Annotated in this window: 17 protein-coding genes; 6 read left to right on the top strand and 11 right to left on the bottom strand. The window is 72.1% G+C overall.

The window, feature by feature from the left end:
• Window positions 1–19 precede the first annotated feature (19 nt).
• Complete coding sequence (locus tag ABT118_RS14290) at window positions 20–304, bottom strand: protealysin inhibitor emfourin (RefSeq protein WP_350668346.1); 285 nt, start codon at window positions 302–304, stop codon at window positions 20–22.
• 367 nt (window positions 305–671) lie between these two features.
• Here ABT118_RS14290 and leuA point away from each other — a divergent pair, with 367 nt between their 5' ends.
• From leuA to ABT118_RS14270, 4 genes are all read left to right on the top strand, one after another.
• A complete protein-coding gene (leuA, locus tag ABT118_RS14285; RefSeq protein WP_350668345.1) occupies window positions 672–2453 on the top strand; it encodes a 2-isopropylmalate synthase in 1782 nt (593 codons plus the stop codon).
• 342 nt (window positions 2454–2795) lie between these two features.
• Window positions 2796–3341: a TerB family tellurite resistance protein gene (locus tag ABT118_RS14280; RefSeq protein WP_350668344.1), complete on the top strand. Its 546-nt coding sequence runs from the start codon at window positions 2796–2798 to the stop codon at window positions 3339–3341.
• Between the two features lie 225 nt (window positions 3342–3566).
• Window positions 3567–4313 carry a DNA repair protein RecO gene (gene recO, locus ABT118_RS14275; protein ID WP_350668343.1) on the top strand — a complete coding sequence of 249 codons (747 nt, stop codon included), beginning with the start codon at window positions 3567–3569 and terminating at the stop codon, window positions 4311–4313.
• 2 nt (window positions 4314–4315) lie between these two features.
• On the top strand, window positions 4316–5140 hold the full coding sequence (locus ABT118_RS14270; RefSeq protein ID WP_350668342.1) for an isoprenyl transferase: 825 nt from the start codon (window positions 4316–4318) through the stop codon (window positions 5138–5140).
• Between the two features lie 61 nt (window positions 5141–5201).
• Here the strand turns inward: ABT118_RS14270 and ABT118_RS14265 are convergent, their stop codons facing one another.
• Genes ABT118_RS14265 through ABT118_RS14250 form a run of 4 tightly spaced genes read right to left on the bottom strand, consistent with a single transcriptional unit; the run spans window position 5202 to window position 8354 of the window.
• Entirely contained in the window at window positions 5202–5609 is a 408-nt protein-coding gene (locus ABT118_RS14265) for a Fur family transcriptional regulator (RefSeq protein WP_350668341.1), read from the bottom strand.
• Between the two features lie 35 nt (window positions 5610–5644).
• The gene (locus ABT118_RS14260) at window positions 5645–6568 is read right to left on the bottom strand and encodes a metal ABC transporter permease (RefSeq protein ID WP_502884547.1); all 924 of its coding nucleotides are present in this window, start codon (window positions 6566–6568) and stop codon (window positions 5645–5647) included.
• Window positions 6565–7389, bottom strand: coding sequence for a metal ABC transporter ATP-binding protein (locus ABT118_RS14255; protein ID WP_350668340.1), 825 nt, complete (start codon window positions 7387–7389; stop codon window positions 6565–6567). The genes ABT118_RS14260 and ABT118_RS14255 overlap by 4 nt, the downstream gene beginning before the upstream one ends.
• 17 nt (window positions 7390–7406) lie before the next feature.
• Window positions 7407–8354: a metal ABC transporter substrate-binding protein gene (locus tag ABT118_RS14250; RefSeq protein ID WP_350668339.1), complete on the bottom strand. Its 948-nt coding sequence runs from the start codon at window positions 8352–8354 to the stop codon at window positions 7407–7409.
• A gap of 210 nt (window positions 8355–8564) precedes the next feature.
• On the opposite strand from ABT118_RS14250, the gene ABT118_RS14245 reads away from it, so the two are divergent.
• The gene (locus ABT118_RS14245) at window positions 8565–9947 is read left to right on the top strand and encodes a glycine--tRNA ligase (RefSeq protein ID WP_350668338.1); all 1383 of its coding nucleotides are present in this window, start codon (window positions 8565–8567) and stop codon (window positions 9945–9947) included.
• A 59-nt stretch (window positions 9948–10006) separates the two neighbouring features.
• Here ABT118_RS14245 and ABT118_RS14240 read toward each other — a convergent pair whose 3' ends face one another.
• Window positions 10007–11182, bottom strand: coding sequence for a hypothetical protein (locus tag ABT118_RS14240; RefSeq protein WP_350668337.1), 1176 nt, complete (start codon window positions 11180–11182; stop codon window positions 10007–10009).
• A gap of 105 nt (window positions 11183–11287) precedes the next feature.
• Entirely contained in the window at window positions 11288–12295 is a 1008-nt protein-coding gene (gap, locus tag ABT118_RS14235) for a type I glyceraldehyde-3-phosphate dehydrogenase (protein WP_350668336.1), read from the bottom strand.
• Window positions 12296–12438: 143 nt separating this feature from the next.
• On the opposite strand from gap, the gene ABT118_RS14230 reads away from it, so the two are divergent.
• Window positions 12439–12978, top strand: a complete 540-nt coding sequence (locus ABT118_RS14230) for a CGNR zinc finger domain-containing protein (RefSeq protein WP_350668335.1) — start codon at window positions 12439–12441, stop codon at window positions 12976–12978.
• A 26-nt stretch (window positions 12979–13004) separates the two neighbouring features.
• Here ABT118_RS14230 and ybiA read toward each other — a convergent pair whose 3' ends face one another.
• From ybiA to ABT118_RS14210, 4 genes are read right to left on the bottom strand one after another with little or no spacing between them, the layout of a single operon-like run.
• Window positions 13005–13583, bottom strand: a complete 579-nt coding sequence (gene ybiA, locus ABT118_RS14225; RefSeq protein ID WP_350668333.1) for a riboflavin biosynthesis intermediates N-glycosidase — start codon at window positions 13581–13583, stop codon at window positions 13005–13007.
• A 47-nt stretch (window positions 13584–13630) separates the two neighbouring features.
• Window positions 13631–14632 carry a PfkB family carbohydrate kinase gene (locus ABT118_RS14220; RefSeq protein WP_350668331.1) on the bottom strand — a complete coding sequence of 334 codons (1002 nt, stop codon included), beginning with the start codon at window positions 14630–14632 and terminating at the stop codon, window positions 13631–13633.
• A gap of 37 nt (window positions 14633–14669) precedes the next feature.
• Window positions 14670–15752, bottom strand: coding sequence for an LLM class flavin-dependent oxidoreductase (locus ABT118_RS14215; protein ID WP_350668330.1), 1083 nt, complete (start codon window positions 15750–15752; stop codon window positions 14670–14672).
• A gap of 9 nt (window positions 15753–15761) precedes the next feature.
• On the bottom strand, window positions 15762–16769 hold the full coding sequence (locus tag ABT118_RS14210) for an LLM class F420-dependent oxidoreductase (protein WP_350668329.1): 1008 nt from the start codon (window positions 16767–16769) through the stop codon (window positions 15762–15764).
• Between the last annotated feature and the right edge of the window lie 3 nt (window positions 16770–16772).

Genomic DNA, 16772 nt, shown 5'->3' with positions numbered 1-16772 from the left:
TGGATTATCCGGAAGCGGACTACTGCTGCGGGTGCAGCGCCACGCCGTCCTGCAGCACCAGTGCGACCAGCTCGTGCTGGGAGTCGGTCAGCCGCGGGTCGGCGCAGTGCACCGTCCGCCCGTCGACGGTGATCTCGTAGTGGAAGCCGTCCGGCACGCCGTAGGAGGGCGCGCGCAGCCCGCCGGCCACCGCCTCCCTGGCCAGCGCGTGCACATGGGGCGCGTCGGTCCGCTCGGCGGTGTCCAGCTCGGCTCGGAGAGGGCGGCCGGCCAGCCCGCCGGTCCGGGTCACCTGGATACGCATGGTTGCCAGTGTGCTACGCACCGACGTCGTCGCGCTGCCCGTTTCGGTGAAAATGCGGTGCGGAGTCCGAGGGGTTTCCGGTCGGATGAACTGACGATCTGTCAGTTCGACCCTGTCTCACTGGGTGGAATGGTGGCCCGGCTCACTTCGGGGACGGATGGGGCTGGGTTACGCTGGGACACATCATGCGTTACGGGCTGCTTCTTCTTAGCTGCCGCGGCGAGGGCCTGTAGACCACTGAAGGCCGGCTCCCTCGCCGCGGGGGACTGTGCTGCACCCGCACCGATGCGGGGCAGTAGTCGGCCGAGTCGGGTGTCATTCACCCCGACCAGCCCGCATACCGAGTTCGGAAGCCGAGAGTCCCCCCATGACTGAGCAGTCCGCCATCGCTCGCGCGTTCAACGACCGTCCCACCCCGATCACCGCCGCGGCCACGCCGCAGAAGCCGTCCGGGATGCCGTTCCAGCGCTACGTACCCTTCGGCTCCGTGGACCTGCCGGACCGCACCTGGCCGAGCAAGGTGATCACCCAGGCGCCGCGCTGGCTGTCCACCGACCTGCGGGACGGCAACCAGGCGCTGATCGACCCGATGTCGCCGGCCCGCAAGCGGAAGATGTTCGACCTGCTGGTCAAGCTGGGCTACAAGGAGATCGAGGTCGGCTTCCCGTCCTCCGGTGCCACCGACTTCGAGTTCGTCCGCTCGCTGATCAACGAGGGCGCGATCCCCGAGGACGTCACCATCTCGGTGCTGACCCAGGCCCGCGAGGACCTGATCGAGCGCACCGTCGAGTCCCTGGTCGGCGCTCCGCGCGCCACCGTCCACCTGTACAACGCCACCTCGCCGCTGTTCCGCCGGGTGGTCTTCAAGGGCAGCAAGGACGACATCAAGGCGATCGCCGTGGACGGCACCCGCCTGGTGATGGAGTACGCCGAGAAGATCCTGCGGGACGACACCGTCTTCGGCTACGAGTACTCGCCCGAGATCTTCATCGACACCGAGCTGGACTTCGCCCTGGAGGTCTGTGAGGCGGTGATGGACGTCTGGCAGCCCGGCGAGGGCCGCGAGATCATCCTGAACCTGCCGACCACGGTCGAGCGCTCCACCCCGAACGTCTACGCCGACAAGATCGAGTGGATGTCGCGGAACCTGAGCCGGCGCGAGTTCATCGCGCTGTCCACCCACCCGCACAACGACCGCGGCACCGGCGTGGCCTCGGCCGAGCTGGCCATCATGGCCGGGGCGGACCGGGTCGAGGGCTGCCTGTTCGGGCAGGGCGAGCGGACCGGCAACCTGGACCTGGTCAACGTGGGGATGAACCTGTTCTCGCAGGGCGTCGACCCGATGATCGACTTCTCCGACATCGACGAGATCCGCCGCACCGCCGAGTACTGCTTCCAGATGCCGGTGGCCGAGCGCCACCCCTACGCCGGCGACCTGGTGTACACCTCCTTCTCCGGCTCGCACCAGGACGCGATCAAGAAGGGCTTCGACGCGCTGGAGGCCGACGCCAAGGCGGCCGGCGTGCCGGTCGGCACCTACACCTGGGGTGTCCCGTACCTGCCGATCGACCCGAAGGACGTCGGCCGCTCCTACGAGGCGGTCATCCGGGTCAACAGCCAGTCCGGCAAGGGCGGCATCGCCTACGTGCTGAAGAACGACCACAAGCTGGACCTGCCGCGCCGTCAGCAGATCGAGTTCTCCCGGATCATCCAGGCCAAGACCGACGCCGAGGGCGGCGAGGTCACCCCGGCCGAGATCTGGAGCGTCTTCCAGGACGAGTACCTGCCCACCCCGGCCAACCCGTGGGGCCGGATCGCGCTGAGCGGCTCGCGCAGCCTGACCACCGAGGACGGCCGGGACGTGCTGTCCACCGAGGCCGTGGTGGACGGGCAGCCGGTCACCCTGAACGGCACCGGCAACGGCCCGGTCTCCGCCTTCGTCAACGCGCTGGCCCAGATCGGCGTGGACGTACGGGTGCTGGACTACGCCGAGCACGCGCTGAGCGAGGGCGGCGACGCCCAGGCCGCCGCGTACGTCGAGTGCGCGGTCGACGGCCAGGTGCTGTGGGGCGTCGGCATCGACGGCAACACCGTGCTGGCCTCGCTGAAGGCCGTGGTCAGCGCCGTCAACCGGGCGCAGCGCGCCTGACCCTCCCTCAGGGAGTCGCCGTCGCACCGACGGCGGCTCCCTGAGGCATTCCTGGGAATGTGTTCTGCGACACATTTTTACCCGTTCGGGGTGCTGACACCCGTGCGTAACCATGGCAGCATCTATCCACCGGAACCGGGGTCGGTGGGACGACCGCGGAGTCCGGTCGCGTGACCTGCCCATTGTTGTGCAGGCCGCCTGCCATGTCTGGGGAGTGGCGCCGTGACAGGGTTGTGGGGTGTCCGCCCTCGCTGGCGGACTGATGTCCTCGGTGATTTCTTCTGTCCGGGCTGTGGCGGGGACCGCAACTACCGTCGGCAGCACGGCCGGCGGTGGCTGCGGTTGCTCGGCACTCCGGTGCTGCCGCTCGGCCCGGTGGTCGGCTGCGTGCAGTGCACCTCCTGCCACCGCCGCTACGGCGTCGAGACCCTTGACCAGCTCACCTCCGTCCGGCTGTCCGCGATGCTGCGGGACGCCCAGTACACCGTCGCGCTCGCCCTGCTCGCGGCCGGTGGCACCGGCAGCCGTCCGGCCCGGGACGCGGCCTGCGGCGTGATCCGCGAGGCCGGGTTCGAGGACTGCGGGGAGGCCCAGGTGCTGGCCGCACTGGCCGCCCTCTCCGGGGTCGGCGGCGAAGCACCGCTCGACCTGACCGGGCCCGGCAACGGGCTGACCGTCGAACTGCACGCCGCCATCGAGCCGTTGGCCCCCCACCTGGCCCAGCAGGGCCGGGAGCGGCTGGTGCTCCAAGGCGCCTGGATCGCCCTGGCCGACGGCCGGTACCTCCCGCAGGAGCGTGCCGCCCTCGCCGCCGTCGGCCGCTGCCTCAAGCTCCCCGGCAGCCGCGTCGACGAACTCCTGGAGGCAGCCACCAGCGCCCCCCACTGAGCCGGGTCCGACTCCCCCCTCCGGACCCGCCGCACCCGCACCCACTGGTCCCCCCACATGACCGGGTGCGGGCTTGCGGCTGTGCGGTTTCGCCTGCGGCGGGCTTTCGGGGGCAGGCGGGTAGGGGCTGCGGGCCGGCGTGCGGTGGGGCTTGGGGTGTGGGCTTGCGGGGTGCTCGTCGTCGGTCCGGCGTGGGGTGTCGGTGGCGTACGGGACAATGGGGGCATGAGTCTGTTCCGGGACGACGGCGTGGTGCTGCGCACCCAGAAGTTGGGCGAGGCCGACCGGATCATCACCCTGTTGACCCGTCAGCACGGCAAGGTGCGGGCGGTGGCCCGGGGCATCCGTAAGACGAAGTCGAAGTTCGGGGCACGGCTGGAGCCGTTCTCGCACGTGGACGTGCAGTTCTTCAGCCGGGGCTCGGAGCTGTTCGGGCGGGGTCTGCCGCTCTGTACGCAGGTGGAGACGATCGCGCCGTACGGCGGCACCATCGTCACCGACTACGGCCGCTACACCGCGGGCACCGCGATGCTGGAGACCGCCGAGCGGTTCGCGGAGAACGAGGGCGAGCCGGCCGTCCAGCAGTACCTGCTGCTGGTCGGCGGCCTGCGGACGCTGGCCGCGGGCACGCACCAGTCGCACCTGGTGCTGGACGCGTTCCTGCTCCGCTCGCTGGCGGTCAACGGCTACGGCGCCAGCTTCACCGACTGCGCGAAGTGCGGGCTGCCCGGTCCGAACCGGTTCTTCTCGCTGCAGGCGGGCGGGGTGCTCTGCGGCGACTGCCGCGTGCCTGGCTGTGCCGTACCCTCCCCTGAGACACTGGTACTGCTCGGTGCGCTGCTGTCAGGGGACTGGCGGACGGCGGACGGATGTGAGTCCCGGTACTGGCGGGAGGGCAGCGGCCTGGTCGCGGCCTACCTGCAGTGGCACCTGGAGCGGGGTATCCGCTCGATGAGATACGTGGAGAAGTGAGCATGGCAGCGCGACGGCTCTTCGGCAGCAAGCAGCGGGACTACCTCCCGCCGACCCCGCACCCGAGTGGCGCCCTGCCGCCGAAGCTCCCGGGTGAGCTGGTGCCGGAGCACGTGGCGATCGTGATGGACGGCAACGGCCGCTGGGCCAAGGAGCGCGGGCTGCCCCGCACCGAGGGCCACAAGATCGGCGAGTCGGTGGTGCTGGACGTGCTCAAGGGCGCGATCGAGCTGGGCGTCAAGAACGTGTCGCTGTACGCCTTCTCCACCGAGAACTGGAAGCGGTCCCCGGAGGAGGTGAAGTTCCTGATGAACTTCAACCGGGACGTGATCCGCCGCCGCCGCGACGAGATGGACGCGATGGGCGTCCGGATCCGCTGGGCCGGGCGGATGCCCAAGCTCTGGAAGAGCGTGGTGCAGGAGCTCCAGGTCGCCGAGGAGCAGACCAAGGGCAACGACGCCGTCACCCTCTACATGTGCGTCAACTACGGCGGCCGGGCCGAGATCGCCGACGCCATGGCGGCGATCGCCCGCGACGTGGCGAGCGGGAAGCTCGACCCGGGCAAGGTCAACGAGAAGACCATCAGCAAGTACCTGTACCACCCCGACATGCCGGACGTGGACCTCTTCCTGCGCCCCAGCGGGGAGCAGCGGACCTCCAACTTCCTGCTCTGGCAGAGCGCCTACGCCGAGTTCGTGTTCCAGGACGTGCTCTGGCCGGACTTCGACCGCCGCGACCTGTGGCGCGCCTGCGAGCAGTTCGCGATGCGCGACCGCCGCTTCGGCGGGGCGATCCCGAACGAGGTCGAGGTCCCGGCCCAGCGCTGAGCCCGGACACGTCCGAGGGCCCGTACGCGGTTGCGTACGGGCCCTCGGACGTGTCCGGTGTTCAGGCCTTCTTGGCGCACTCCGCGCAGGTGCCGAAGATCTCCAGGGTGTGCGCGATGTCGCTGTAGCCGTGCTCGGCCGCGACCGCGTTGGCCCAGCGCTCGACCGCCGGGCCCTCGACCTCGACGGTGGAGCCGCAGCTGCGGCAGACCAGGTGGTGGTGGTGCCCACTGCTGCAACGGCGGTAGACCGCCTCGCCGTCGGAGGTGCGCAGCACGTCCACCTCACCGGCGTCGGCCAGCGACTGCAGGGTGCGGTAGACGGTGGTCAGGCCGACCGAGTCGCCGCGGTGCTTGAGCAGGTCGTGCAGCTCCTGCGCACTGCGGAAGTCCTCGATCTCGTCCAGGGCCGCCGAGACGGCGGCACGCTGCCTGGTCGATCGGGCACGCGACGGGCCTGCGGTGGTCACCGTGGGTCCTCCTGGTCGTGGGGTGGTCTGGCACCTCATTGTGCCAGCCCCCGACTGGTGACCGAATCGTCCGCGCCCCGCTGCTGATCGGGCAGCCGGACCTCGCACACCTCGGGCCCGTGGTCGACCGCGGGCCGGTGCCGGTGCCGCCGCCGGGCCAGTGGCGCGGCGATCGCACTGAGCACCGCGAAGACCACGATGGCCAGCAGCACGATGGTCGGCCCCGACGGCAGGTCGGCCTGGTACGAGCCGGTCACGCCGGCCACCGCGACCGTGATGCCGAGCCCGATCGAGGCGGCCTGGGTCATCGCGAACGAGCGGGTGAGCTGCTGGGCGGCCACCACCGGAACCACCATCAGGGCGCTGACCAGCAGCAGGCCGACCACCCGCATGGCCACCGTGACGGTGACCGCGGCCATCACGGCGAGCAGCAGGTTGAGGAAGCGCACCGGCAGACCGGTGACCTTGGCGAACTCCTCGTCCTGGCAGATCGCGAAGAGCTGGCGGCGCAGGCCGATGGTGACTGCGATGACCACGGCGGCGAGCACGGTGATGGTGAGCAGGTCGCTCGGGGCGACGGTGAGGATCGAGCCCCACAGGTAGCTCTCCAGGCTGCCGTTGCCCGCCTGGGCGCTCATGCTGACCAGCATCTTCCCGCAGGCCATGCCGCCGTAGAAGAGCATCGCCAGCGCGATGTCGCCGCGCTGGTTGCCGCGCGAGCGGACCAGCTCCATCACCACCGCGCCGAGCACGCAGACCAGCACGGCCATCCAGACCGGGCTGGTCTGGAAGAAGAAGCCGAGGCCGACACCGGTGAGCGCGACATGGCCCATGCCGTCGCCCATCAGCGCCTGCCGGCGCTGCACCAGGTAGATGCCGACGGCGGGCGCGGTGATGCCGACCAGCACGGCGGCGATCAGCGCCCGCTGCATGAAGTCGTAGCTGAGCATCTCGGTCATGACAGCAGTCCAGGGGTCGTCAGGTGGTCGTCGCCGTGGGGGTGCACGTGGTCGTGGCCCGGCAGGGCGTACTGGCCGGTGCTCGGGATCGGCGGGCCGTCGTACGCGACGCAGCCGTCGCGGAGCACCACGGTGCGGTCGATCAGCGGCTCCAGCGGGCCGAGTTCGTGCAGCACCAGCAGGACGGCGGTGCCGCGGCCGACCTCGTCCCGGAGGGTGTCGGCGAGCACCTGCTGGCTGGCCACGTCGACCCCGGCCATCGGCTCGTCCATGATCAGCAGTTCGGGCGCGCCGACCAGGGCGCGGGCGATCAGCACCCGCTGGTGCTGGCCGCCGGAGAGCCCGGCCACCCCGTCCTCGGCCCGGTCCAGCATGCCGACCTGGGTCAGGGCCCGGTCGACCGCAGCCCTGTCCTTGCGGCGGAACGGGAACAGCCCGTGCTGCGGCAGCCGGCCGGTGGAGACCACCTCGCGGACGGTGGCGGGCACCCCGCTGGCGGCGGTGGTGCGCTGCGGCACGTAGCCGATCCGGTGCCAGGCGCGGAACCTGGCGAAGGGGGTGCCGAACAGCTCCAGGCCGCCCCGCTCCAGCGGGACGGCGCCGATCACCGACTTCACGGTGGTGGACTTGCCGGAGCCGTTGGCCCCGAGCAGCGCGACCACCTCGCCCGGCTGGACCTTGAGGTCCACGCCGCGCAGCACGGGCCGGCCGCCGAGCGAGGCGACGGCGTCGCAGAGGCAGACGGCCGCGGGCGCGGCACCCGCCTCACGGGGGTGCCGCGCTCCTCCGACCGCAGGGGCCTTGGGTATGACAGAGCTCATGAGTGTCCGATGTCCCGTCAGCCGGTGGTGCCGAAGGCGGTCTTGAGGTTGGCCAGGTTCTGCCGCATGACCGAGAAGTAGTTGTCCTTCGCCTGGTCCTTGACGCCCTCCAGCGGGTCCAGGACGGCGGTCTTCAGACCGAGGTCCTTGGCGACCGTCTCGGCGAGCTTGGGGCTGACCAGGGTCTCGAAGAAGATCGTGGTGACGCCGTGCTCCTTGGCCGCCTTCTGGATCTCGGCCAGGCGGGCCGGGGTGGGCTCGGCGTCGGGGTCGACGCCGTTGATGGCGATCTGGTTGATGCCGAAGGCGTCGGCGAGGTAGCCGAAGGCGGCGTGGCTGGTGACGAAGGACTTGCCCTTGGCGTCCTGCAGGCCGGCCTTGAACTCCTGGTCCAGCGCGGCCAGGTCGGCCACCATCCGGTCGGTGTTCTTCTGGTAGTCGGCGGCGTGCGCCGGGTCGGCCTTGGCCAGCTCGGAGCCGACGCCCTTGGCGACGGCGGCGTAGCGGTTCGGGTCGAGCCAGAGGTGCGGGTCGCCGGCGGCGTCCTCGTGCTCGTGGCCGTCGCCCTCGGAGTGCCCCTCGGCCAGGTGGTGGTCGACCAGCGGGGAGGCGGCGGTGGCGTCCACCACGTGCTTGGCGTCGGTCTGCGCGACGGCCTTGTCCACGGTGGGCTGCAGGCCCTTGAGGTAGACCACCAGGTCGGCGCCCTTGACCTTGGCGACCTGCTTGGCGGTCAGCTCCAGGTCGTGCGGCTCGGCGCCGGCCGCGGTGAGGTCGGTCACCTTCACGTGCTCGCCGCCGATCTGCTCGGCGAGGAACTGCATCGGATAGAACGACGCGACCACGTCCAGCTTGCCGGAGCCGTCCTTGGCGCTGCTCGAACCGCCGCAGGCGGAGAGGGCGAGGGCGCCGACGACGGCGGTGGCGGTCAGGGCTATGGAGGTGGGGACGCGTCGCAACATCATGACAACCATTCTCAACTTAACTGGAAATGATTGTCAACTCGATCGACCATCGAACAAGCCGATCGTCGGTTCGACACACCGGCAGGCGGACGAATACCGATGTGAACCCCCCACCCCGATCCCGGTAACCTCTGGAGGTATTCGGGTGCGTGCAACCAGCCGCGCCTTGACCGTGCCGTCCTGCCGGGACGTCGTACTGAAGAGAGCACTGTGGCCGCCGACAAGATCGACACGATCGTCAGCCTGAGCAAGCGCCGTGGCTTCGTCTACCCCTGCAGCGAGATCTACGGCGGCACCCGTGCCGCCTGGGACTACGGGCCGCTGGGCGTCGAGCTCAAGGAGAACATCAAGCGCCAGTGGTGGCGTTCGATGGTCACCGCTCGGGAGGACGTCGTCGGGCTCGACTCGTCGGTGATCCTGGCCCGTGAGGTCTGGGAGGCCTCCGGTCACGTCGCGACCTTCAACGACCCGCTGACCGAGTGCCTCTCCTGCCACAAGCGGTTCCGGGCGGACCACCTGGAGGAGGCGTACGAGGCCAAGCACGGCCGCGTCCCGGCCAACGGCCTGGCCGACGTCAACTGTCCGAACTGCGGCAACAAGGGCGGCTTCACCGCGCCCAAGGAGTTCTCGGGCATGCTGAAGACGCACCTCGGTGTCACCGAGGACGCGTCCGGCCTGGCCTACCTGCGCCCGGAGACCGCGCAGGGCATCTTCACCAACTTCAAGGCGGTGCAGACGACTTCGCGCAAGAAGCCGCCGTTCGGCATCGCCCAGGTCGGCAAGAGCTTCCGGAACGAGATCACCCCCGGCAACTTCATCTTCCGCACCCGCGAGTTCGAGCAGATGGAGATGGAGTTCTTCGTCAAGCCGGGCGAGGACGAGCAGTGGCACGAGTACTGGCTCCAGCAGCGCTGGGACTGGTACGTCGGCCTCGGCCTGCGGACCGAGAACATGCGCTTCTTCGAGCACCCGAAGGAGAAGCTCTCCCACTACGCCAAGCGCACCGTGGACATCGAGTACCGCTTCAACTTCGGCGGCAGCGAGTTCTCCGAGCTGGAGGGCCTGGCCAACCGCACCGACTACGACCTCACCGTGCACAGCGAGGCCAGCGGCCAGGACCTGAAGTACTTCGACCAGGAGTCCGGCGAGCGGTACTACCCGTACGTCATCGAGCCCGCAGCCGGTCTGAACCGCGCCATGCTGGCCTTCCTGATCGACGCCTACTTCGAGGACGAGGCGCCGAACGCCAAGGGCGTCATGGAGAAGCGGGTCGGCATGCGGCTCGACCCCCGGCTCGCCCCGGTGAAGGTCGCGGTGCTGCCGCTGTCGCGCAACGCCGACCTCTCGCCGAAGGCGCGCGGCCTGGCCGCCGACCTGCGCACCGCGTGGAACGTCGAGTTCGACGACGCGGGCGCGATCGGCAAGCGCTACCGCCGGCAGGACGAGATCGGCACGCCGTTCTGCGTCACGGTCGACTTCGACACCCTCGAGGACAACGCGGTCACCATCCGCGAGCGTGACACCATGGCGCAGGAGCGGGTCTCGCTCGACCAGGTGAAGTCCTACCTGGGCGCGCGCCTGATCGGCTGCTGACAGGTTCTTCCTCCGAAGGCCCCCGACCTGCCCGGTCGGGGGCCTTCGTGCTGCCCGGCTCAGCGGATCGGCAGGCCCGCGGTGCGCAGGGCGGCGAGGGCGGCGCGGGCCCGGATCTCGTCCTGGGCGCCGACGGCCGCCAGCAGCGACTGGTAGTGCGCGGGCGAGGCGGTCAGCCCGGCCGCGTACTGGGCCAGGTCCGAGGGGGAGCGCAGCCGGGCCACCCGTTGGCTCAGCGCGTCGGCCAGCTGGAGGTCCAACTGGAGTGCGGTGGCGGCGAGTTCGCCGGGGCGGCGGCCGGCCGCCTGGTGCAGCAGCCGGTGCGCGTCCTCGGCCCGTCCGGCGGCGCGCAGGCAGCCGGCCAGGGCGGCCAGCTCGGCGGGCGGGGCCGAGCCCCACTCCCAGAGCAGGGTGAGGCCGTCGGCGGAGAGCCCGACCTGCTCCAAGGCGGCCAACAGGGCCGGGAGTTCGGTGGCCGGGTAGCCCCAGAGCGCGTGGAACAGGGCGGCCGCCTCCTCGGCCAGGCCGCCCCGGCGCAGCTCGGCCAGGGTGGCGGCGGCCGGCCCGGCGGCGCCGTGGGCCACCGCCCGGGCCAGGTAGCCGGCCGCGCCGGGCGGGCCCTCGGTCCGCAGCAGGGCGATCAGCCGGGCCACGTCCCCGGGGGCCAGCACCACGGCGGCCTGCGCCGTGACGGCGGCGGACTCCTGGGCGGAGCCGCGCCGGTGCAGCGCGGTGATCCGGGCCGCCAGGGCGGCCAACTCCGCTGCGCTGCGCGGTTCGGGGGCCTGCGGCTGCGGTTGCTGCGGGGCGGGGTCGGGTGCCTGCGGCTCGGGTTCGGGCACCGTGACCCCGGCGAACCGGGCGCCGCGCATCGGAGCGGCGGCCACCGCGGGAGCGGGCTGGGGAGCGGGGCTCTCCTCGTACGCCCCGCCGAACCGGGCGCCGGTCGGGCGGCGGCGCTGGGCGGGTACGGCGTCCTGCTCCCGGCGGTGGTCCTCCAGGGCCAGTAGACGCTCGCTCAACTCCAGGTGGCGGGAGCCGAGTCCGTCCCGCAGGGTGCGGATCTGCGCCAGTTGGCGGTGCAGTTCGGGATCGGTGGTCCCGGACTGCACCGCCTCGGTGAGCCGGTGTTCCCGCTGCGCCGCGTAGCGGCGGGCCCGCAGCAGTTCGTCCAGCTCCGTCCGCAGGGCCTGGACGTCCTCCGTCGTCCCGGGGTCGAGATCGCGCACCGTCATCGCACCGTCCTGAGTCTGCCGGATCGTCCCTGCGGCCATCCTGGCCCGCTGATACGGCAGTTGTGTTACGGCGGTGAGTCGGGGCGTTTTCCGGGACCCGGGGGGTCAGGCGCCGAGCAGGCGGACCACGTCCACCACGCGGTGCGAGAAGCCCGACTCGTTGTCGTACCAGCCGAAGATCTTGACGTGCCGTCCGTTGCCGCCGACGGTGGTCAGCCCGGCGTCGAAGATGCAGGAGTGCGGGTCGCCGACGATGTCGCTGGAGACCAGCGGGGCCTCGGAGTAGCGCAGTACGCCGGCCAGCGGGCCCTCGGCGGCGGCCTTCGCGAACAGCGCGTTCACCTCCTCGACGGTGGTCGGGCGGGTGACGTGGGCGGTCAGGTCGGTGATCGAGCCGACCGGGACCGGGACGCGGAGCGAGGAGCCGGCCAGCTTGCCGTTCAGCTGCGGCAGCACCAGGCCGATCGCCTTGGCGGCGCCGGTGGAGGTGGGCACGATGTTGGTGGCGGCGGCCCGGGCCCGGCGCAGGTCCTTGTGCGGGCCGTCCTGGAGGTTCTGGTCCTGGGTGTAGGCGTGCACCGTGGTCATCAGACCGCTCTCGATGCCCAGCCCGTCGTCCAGCACCTTGGCCAGCGGGGCGAGGCAGTTGGTGGTGCAGGAGGCGTTCGACACGATGTGGTGCACGTCGGCGTCGTACCGGTCGTGGTTGACGCCGTACGCGAGGGTGATGTCCTCGTTCGAGGCCGGTGCCGAGATCAGCACCTTGCGGGCGCCGGCGTCCAGGTGGGCCCGGGCCCGGACGGCGTCGGTGAAGACGCCGGTCGACTCGACCACCACGTCCACGCCCAGCTCGCCCCAGGGCAGTCGGGCCGGGTCGCGCTCGGCGAGCACCTTCACCCGGCGGCCGTTCACCACGATGGCGTCGCCGTCGACCTCGACCTCGCGCTCCAGCCGGCCCATGGTGCTGTCGTAGGAGAGCAGGTGGGCCAGGGTGGCCGCGTCGGTCAGGTCGTTCACCGCGACGATCTCCAGGTCCGCGCCCTGCTGCAGGGCGGCTCGGACGAAGCCCCGGCCGATCCGACCGAATCCGTTGATCGCTACCTTGATCGCCATTCTCGACTCCCTTACTGGTGGGGTCACTTGGTGGAATGCCAGGCTTCGTCGACTGGTAACCGCGCTAAGTGGTTACCCACAGCCTAGGGGGTGGCGATCACCGGTGCAACCGGTCTGAGGGGTTAGTTGGCTATGCTGGGGCGATGGAGTTCGTCTTTGTCGGCGGTGACCCCGCCCTCGATCTGGTCGGTACGGTGCAGCGGCGCCGTACCCTCGCCCGTGACCTGCTCCGGGAGCCGGCCGACCTGGGTGCCTGGACGGCCGCCGCCGGGCTGGTCGACCAGCCGGTCCAGGCGGGCCCGGAGGAGCTGGAGCAGGCGCACCGGCTCCGCGAGGCGGTCTACCGGCTGGGCCTGGCGGCGGTGGCGGGGGAGCCCTACCCCACGGCCGACCGCAGGCTGCTGAACCGGTTGGCGGACGGCCCCGTGCTCGGCCTCGACCTGCGCCCCGACGGCACCCTGCGCCGCACCGGCAGTGCGGCGGCGGTCCTGGCCACGGTGGCGCGGTCGGCCCAGGAGCTGTTCGCGCTGCCGCTCGGCGCGCCGATCCGGGAGTGCGCCTCCGAGCCCTGCACCCGGCTCTACGTGGACCGCTCCCGCCGGGGCGTGCGCCGCTGGTGCGAGATGGCGGGCTGCGGCAACCGGGCCAAGGCCGCGGCGTTCCGGGAGCGCCACCCGGGGTAGCCGCTGCAGGGGGCAGCAGCGGCGGCTCAGGCGCCGGCGGCCAGCTGCTCCCGGGCCGCCATCAGGGCGAAGCCGAGCAGGTTGAGGCCGCGCCAGTCGGCCGGGCGGAGCGCCCGCGCGTCATCGGCGGCCAGCCCGATGCCCCAGACCCGGTCCAGCGGGCTGGCCTCCACCAGCACCCGCTGCGCGGTGCCCACCAAGTAGGCGCGCAGCGAAGGGTCCTGGCCGAACTTGGCCAGGTTTCCCGCCACCACCAGGTCGAACCGGGCGGCCGACCAGCGCGCGTCGTCGAAGCCGCGGACCAGCCGCCCGAGGTTCTTCGCCTCGGCCGGGGTACGGGCGGCCAGGATCCGCTCCAGCGACTGCGCGTCGCCGAACAGCCGGGCCTTGCCCGCCATCATCCAGTGCTCGGCGGTGGCGTACCGCACCCCGTCCACGGTGAAGGCGGACGGCCACCACTGGCTCAGCGAACCGGGCCCGACCCCGCCGTCCCGCTCCGGTCGGTGGCCCCAGAACATCAGGTACTTGGGCCGCGCGCCGGCCGCGACCAGGGCGGCCAGGTCCTCACGGGTACGGGTGGCGGAAGGGTGCACGGCGTCGTTCATCCCGCCATGCTGTCATCCGCCACCCACCCCCGGCCTCCGGTTTTCGGTCAGGCCGCACCCAGGTGCGGCCGCACCAGGTCGGCGGTCTCCCCGCCGTACGCCCCTGCGAGGCGGGTGAGGAACGCGGCCGGCTCGTACCCGTACTCCTGAGTGCCGACCGACTCCAGCACCAGGGTGGCCAGCAGGCAGCCGACCCGGGCCGAGACCGGCAGCGGCAGGCCCCAGACCTCGCCGGCCAGCACCCCGGCCCGGAACGCGTCGCCGACGCCGGTCGGGTCGGCCCGGCGCAGCTCGGCCGGCGGGCGGACCTCGACCGGCGGCTCGCCCTGACGCTCGATCAGCACGCCGTCCGCCCCCAGGGTGGTGAACCAGGTGCCGACCCGCGCCAGCAGCTCGGCCCCGGTCAGCCCGGTCCGCTCCAGCAGCAGGCTGCGCTCGTACGCGTTGCTGAACAGCCACCGCGCGCCGTCGACCAGGGTGCGGACCTGGTCGCCGGTCAGCCGGGCCAGCTGCTGCGAGGGGTCGGCGGCGAACGGGATGCCCGCCGCCCGGGACTCGGCGGTCCGGCGCAGCATGGCCGCCGGGTCGTCGGGCCCGATCAGCACCAGCCGGGCGGGGCCGGTGCGGTCGAGCACCTCGGGCAGGGCGATCCCGGCGGCCAGGCTCATCGCACCCGGGTAGAACGAGGCGATCTGGTTCTGCGCCCGGTCGGTGGTGCACAGGAAGCGGGCGGTGTACCGGTCCGGGACGGTGAGCACGCCCCGGGTGTCCACGCCGTTGGCGCGCAGCCAGTCGTCGTACTCCCCGTGGTCGGCCCCGGCCGCCCCGACCAGCAGCGGCCGCAGGCCGAGCCGGCCCAGGCCGAGGGCGATGTTGGCGCCGACCCCGCCGCGCCGGATCTCCAGCCCGTCCACCAGGAACGAGAGCGAGACCTCGGCGAGCTGGTCGGGCAGCAACTGGTCGGAGATCAGGCCGGGGAAGGTCATCAGGTGGTCGGTGGCGATCGAGCCGCTGATCACGATCTGCCCGTCGGCGGCGTAGCCGGTCATGGGGTTCTCCCTGGAAGGTCGGTCGGGTCGGGTCGGGCTACCAGCCGTGCCGGTGGGTGCCGGTGCGCAGCCGGGAGACCAGCTCCCTGCGCAGCTCCCGGTCCCGGTCCGTCTCCACGGCGAGGTCGAGCTGGACGATGTCCACCCCCGCCGAGTGCAGTGCACCGATCCGGTCGGCCACGGTGGCCGGGGAGCCGGCGTACGCGGCGGCGAACGAGCGGCGGACGTACGCGGTCACCTGGTCGGCCGCCTGCTGGTCCGGCACCCGGCCGCGCTCGCGGTCGCGGTCCAGCGCCACCGCCTCGGCGAACCGGTGGCCGTCCGGGCCGGAGGTGAGCCGCAGGGCGTCCCGGCGCAGCTCCTTGACCCGCTCCCGGGCGGCCTCGTCGGTGTCGGCGAGCACCAGGGTGAGGTGCCGCCAGATCCGCAGGCTCCGCCCGAACTCGGCTGCGGCGGCCCGTACTTCGCCGATCCGCCGCCGGGTGTCGGGCAGCGGGAGCGAGGGGACGGCGTACACCTCGGCGTGCCGGGCGGCCAGCTGCAACCCGGCGGGGGAGGAGCCGCCGAAGGAGATCAGCTCGCCGCCGGGCTCCGGCCGTAGCCCGGCCCGGGCGCCCTGGACCTGGTAGAACTCGCCGCTGTGGTCGAACTCCTGGTCCTCCGTCAGTGACCGGCGGAGCAGGGCCAGGTACTCGTCGGCCCGGCGGTACCGGTCCGGTTTGCCGAGGCGGTCGCCGTCCCTGGCCACGTCCAGGTCGCTGGAGCCGACGATCACATGGGCCGCCGCCCGGCCGCCGGAGAGCCGGTCCAGGGTGGCCAGTTGGCGGGCCGCGACGGTCGGGGCGGTGGTGCCGACCCGGTGGGCCACGGCGATCCGGAGCCGGCTGGTGGCCGCCAGTGCCCAGGCGCCCACCAGCCACGGGTCGGGCCAGGAACTCGACTGCACCACCAGGGCGCTGTCGAGCCCGTCCTCCTCGTTCTCCCGGGCGGTCCTGGTGACATGGGCCGGATCGGCCGTGCGGTCCCTCGGGTCCGGGGCGAACCGCAGCGCCTGCCGCTCCCTGGGCGTCCGGCCGGTGACGGGGGCGGCGCGGACGCCGCCGCGCAGTTCGAGTTCCATCGCGCTCCCTCAGCCCGCGGCCGGGCCGAGCCGGGCCAGGGTGTCCAGCAGCCGGGCCCGGCTGACGAAGACCTCGGGCGGCAGCGACACGTACAGCTGGATGGTGGTGACCCCCGGGCGGTGGTACTGCATGATCCGCTCCCGGCACTCCTCGGGGGAGCCGGAGATGAACAGGCCGTCCACCACCTCGTCGGGCAGCGCCTGCTGCGAGCCCTCCGGGTCGCCGGCCGCCCAGCGCTCGTGCGCCTCGGCGAGCAACTCGCCGTGGCCGAGCCACTCGTGGAACTTCCGGTACGGCTCCCGGTTGAGGATCCAGGCCAGGAAGGGACGGGTGGCGCGGTGGGCGTAGTCGGTGTCCTCGGTCGGGCAGACGAAGACCTTGACCACCAGCTCCTTGCCGGGCGGCTGCGGGCCGACCGCGTCCAGCACCTTGGGCACGTCCTCGGGGAACAGCAGGTTGGTGATCGCCCCGTCGCCCTCGTTGAAGCCGAGCCGCAGCATGCCGGGGCGGAGCGCGCCGAGGATCACCTTGACCGGCTCCACGGGCGGGTGCGGCAGCCGGTACCCGGTGATCGAGAAGGTGTCGAAGTCCCCGGCGATGTGCTCGCCGCGCAGTGCCCGGGTGACGAACCGCAGCACGTCCCTGGTCCGCTTGAACGGCTCGTCGAACGGGATGCCGTTGATGTCGGTGACATGCGCCGGGACGGACGCGCCGATCCCCAGCAGCAGCCTTCCTGGGGCCAGTTGGGCCAGCGTGGCGGCGGTCTGGGCCAGCACCGCCGGGCCCCGGGTGTGCACCGGGACGATGCCGGTGCCGATCCGCAGGCTCGGCGACCAGGCGGCGGTGGCGGCCAGCGGGGTGAAGGCGTCGGTGCCGCCGCCCTCGGCGCTCCAGACGTCGGTGTAGCCGAGGTCGGGCAGGCGCTCCACGATGAACCGGTGCCGGTCGATGGTCAGGCCGGGCAGCGGCAGCGTGATGCCCCACTTGGGCGGCTCGGGGATGTGCGAGGCGGTCATCGG

The sequence above is a fragment of the Kitasatospora sp. NPDC002040 genome (assembly GCF_040296785.1).
In the GTDB taxonomy this organism is placed as follows: Bacteria; Actinomycetota; Actinomycetes; order Streptomycetales; family Streptomycetaceae; genus Kitasatospora.
This window is presented reverse-complemented; position numbering and strand designations above follow the sequence as displayed.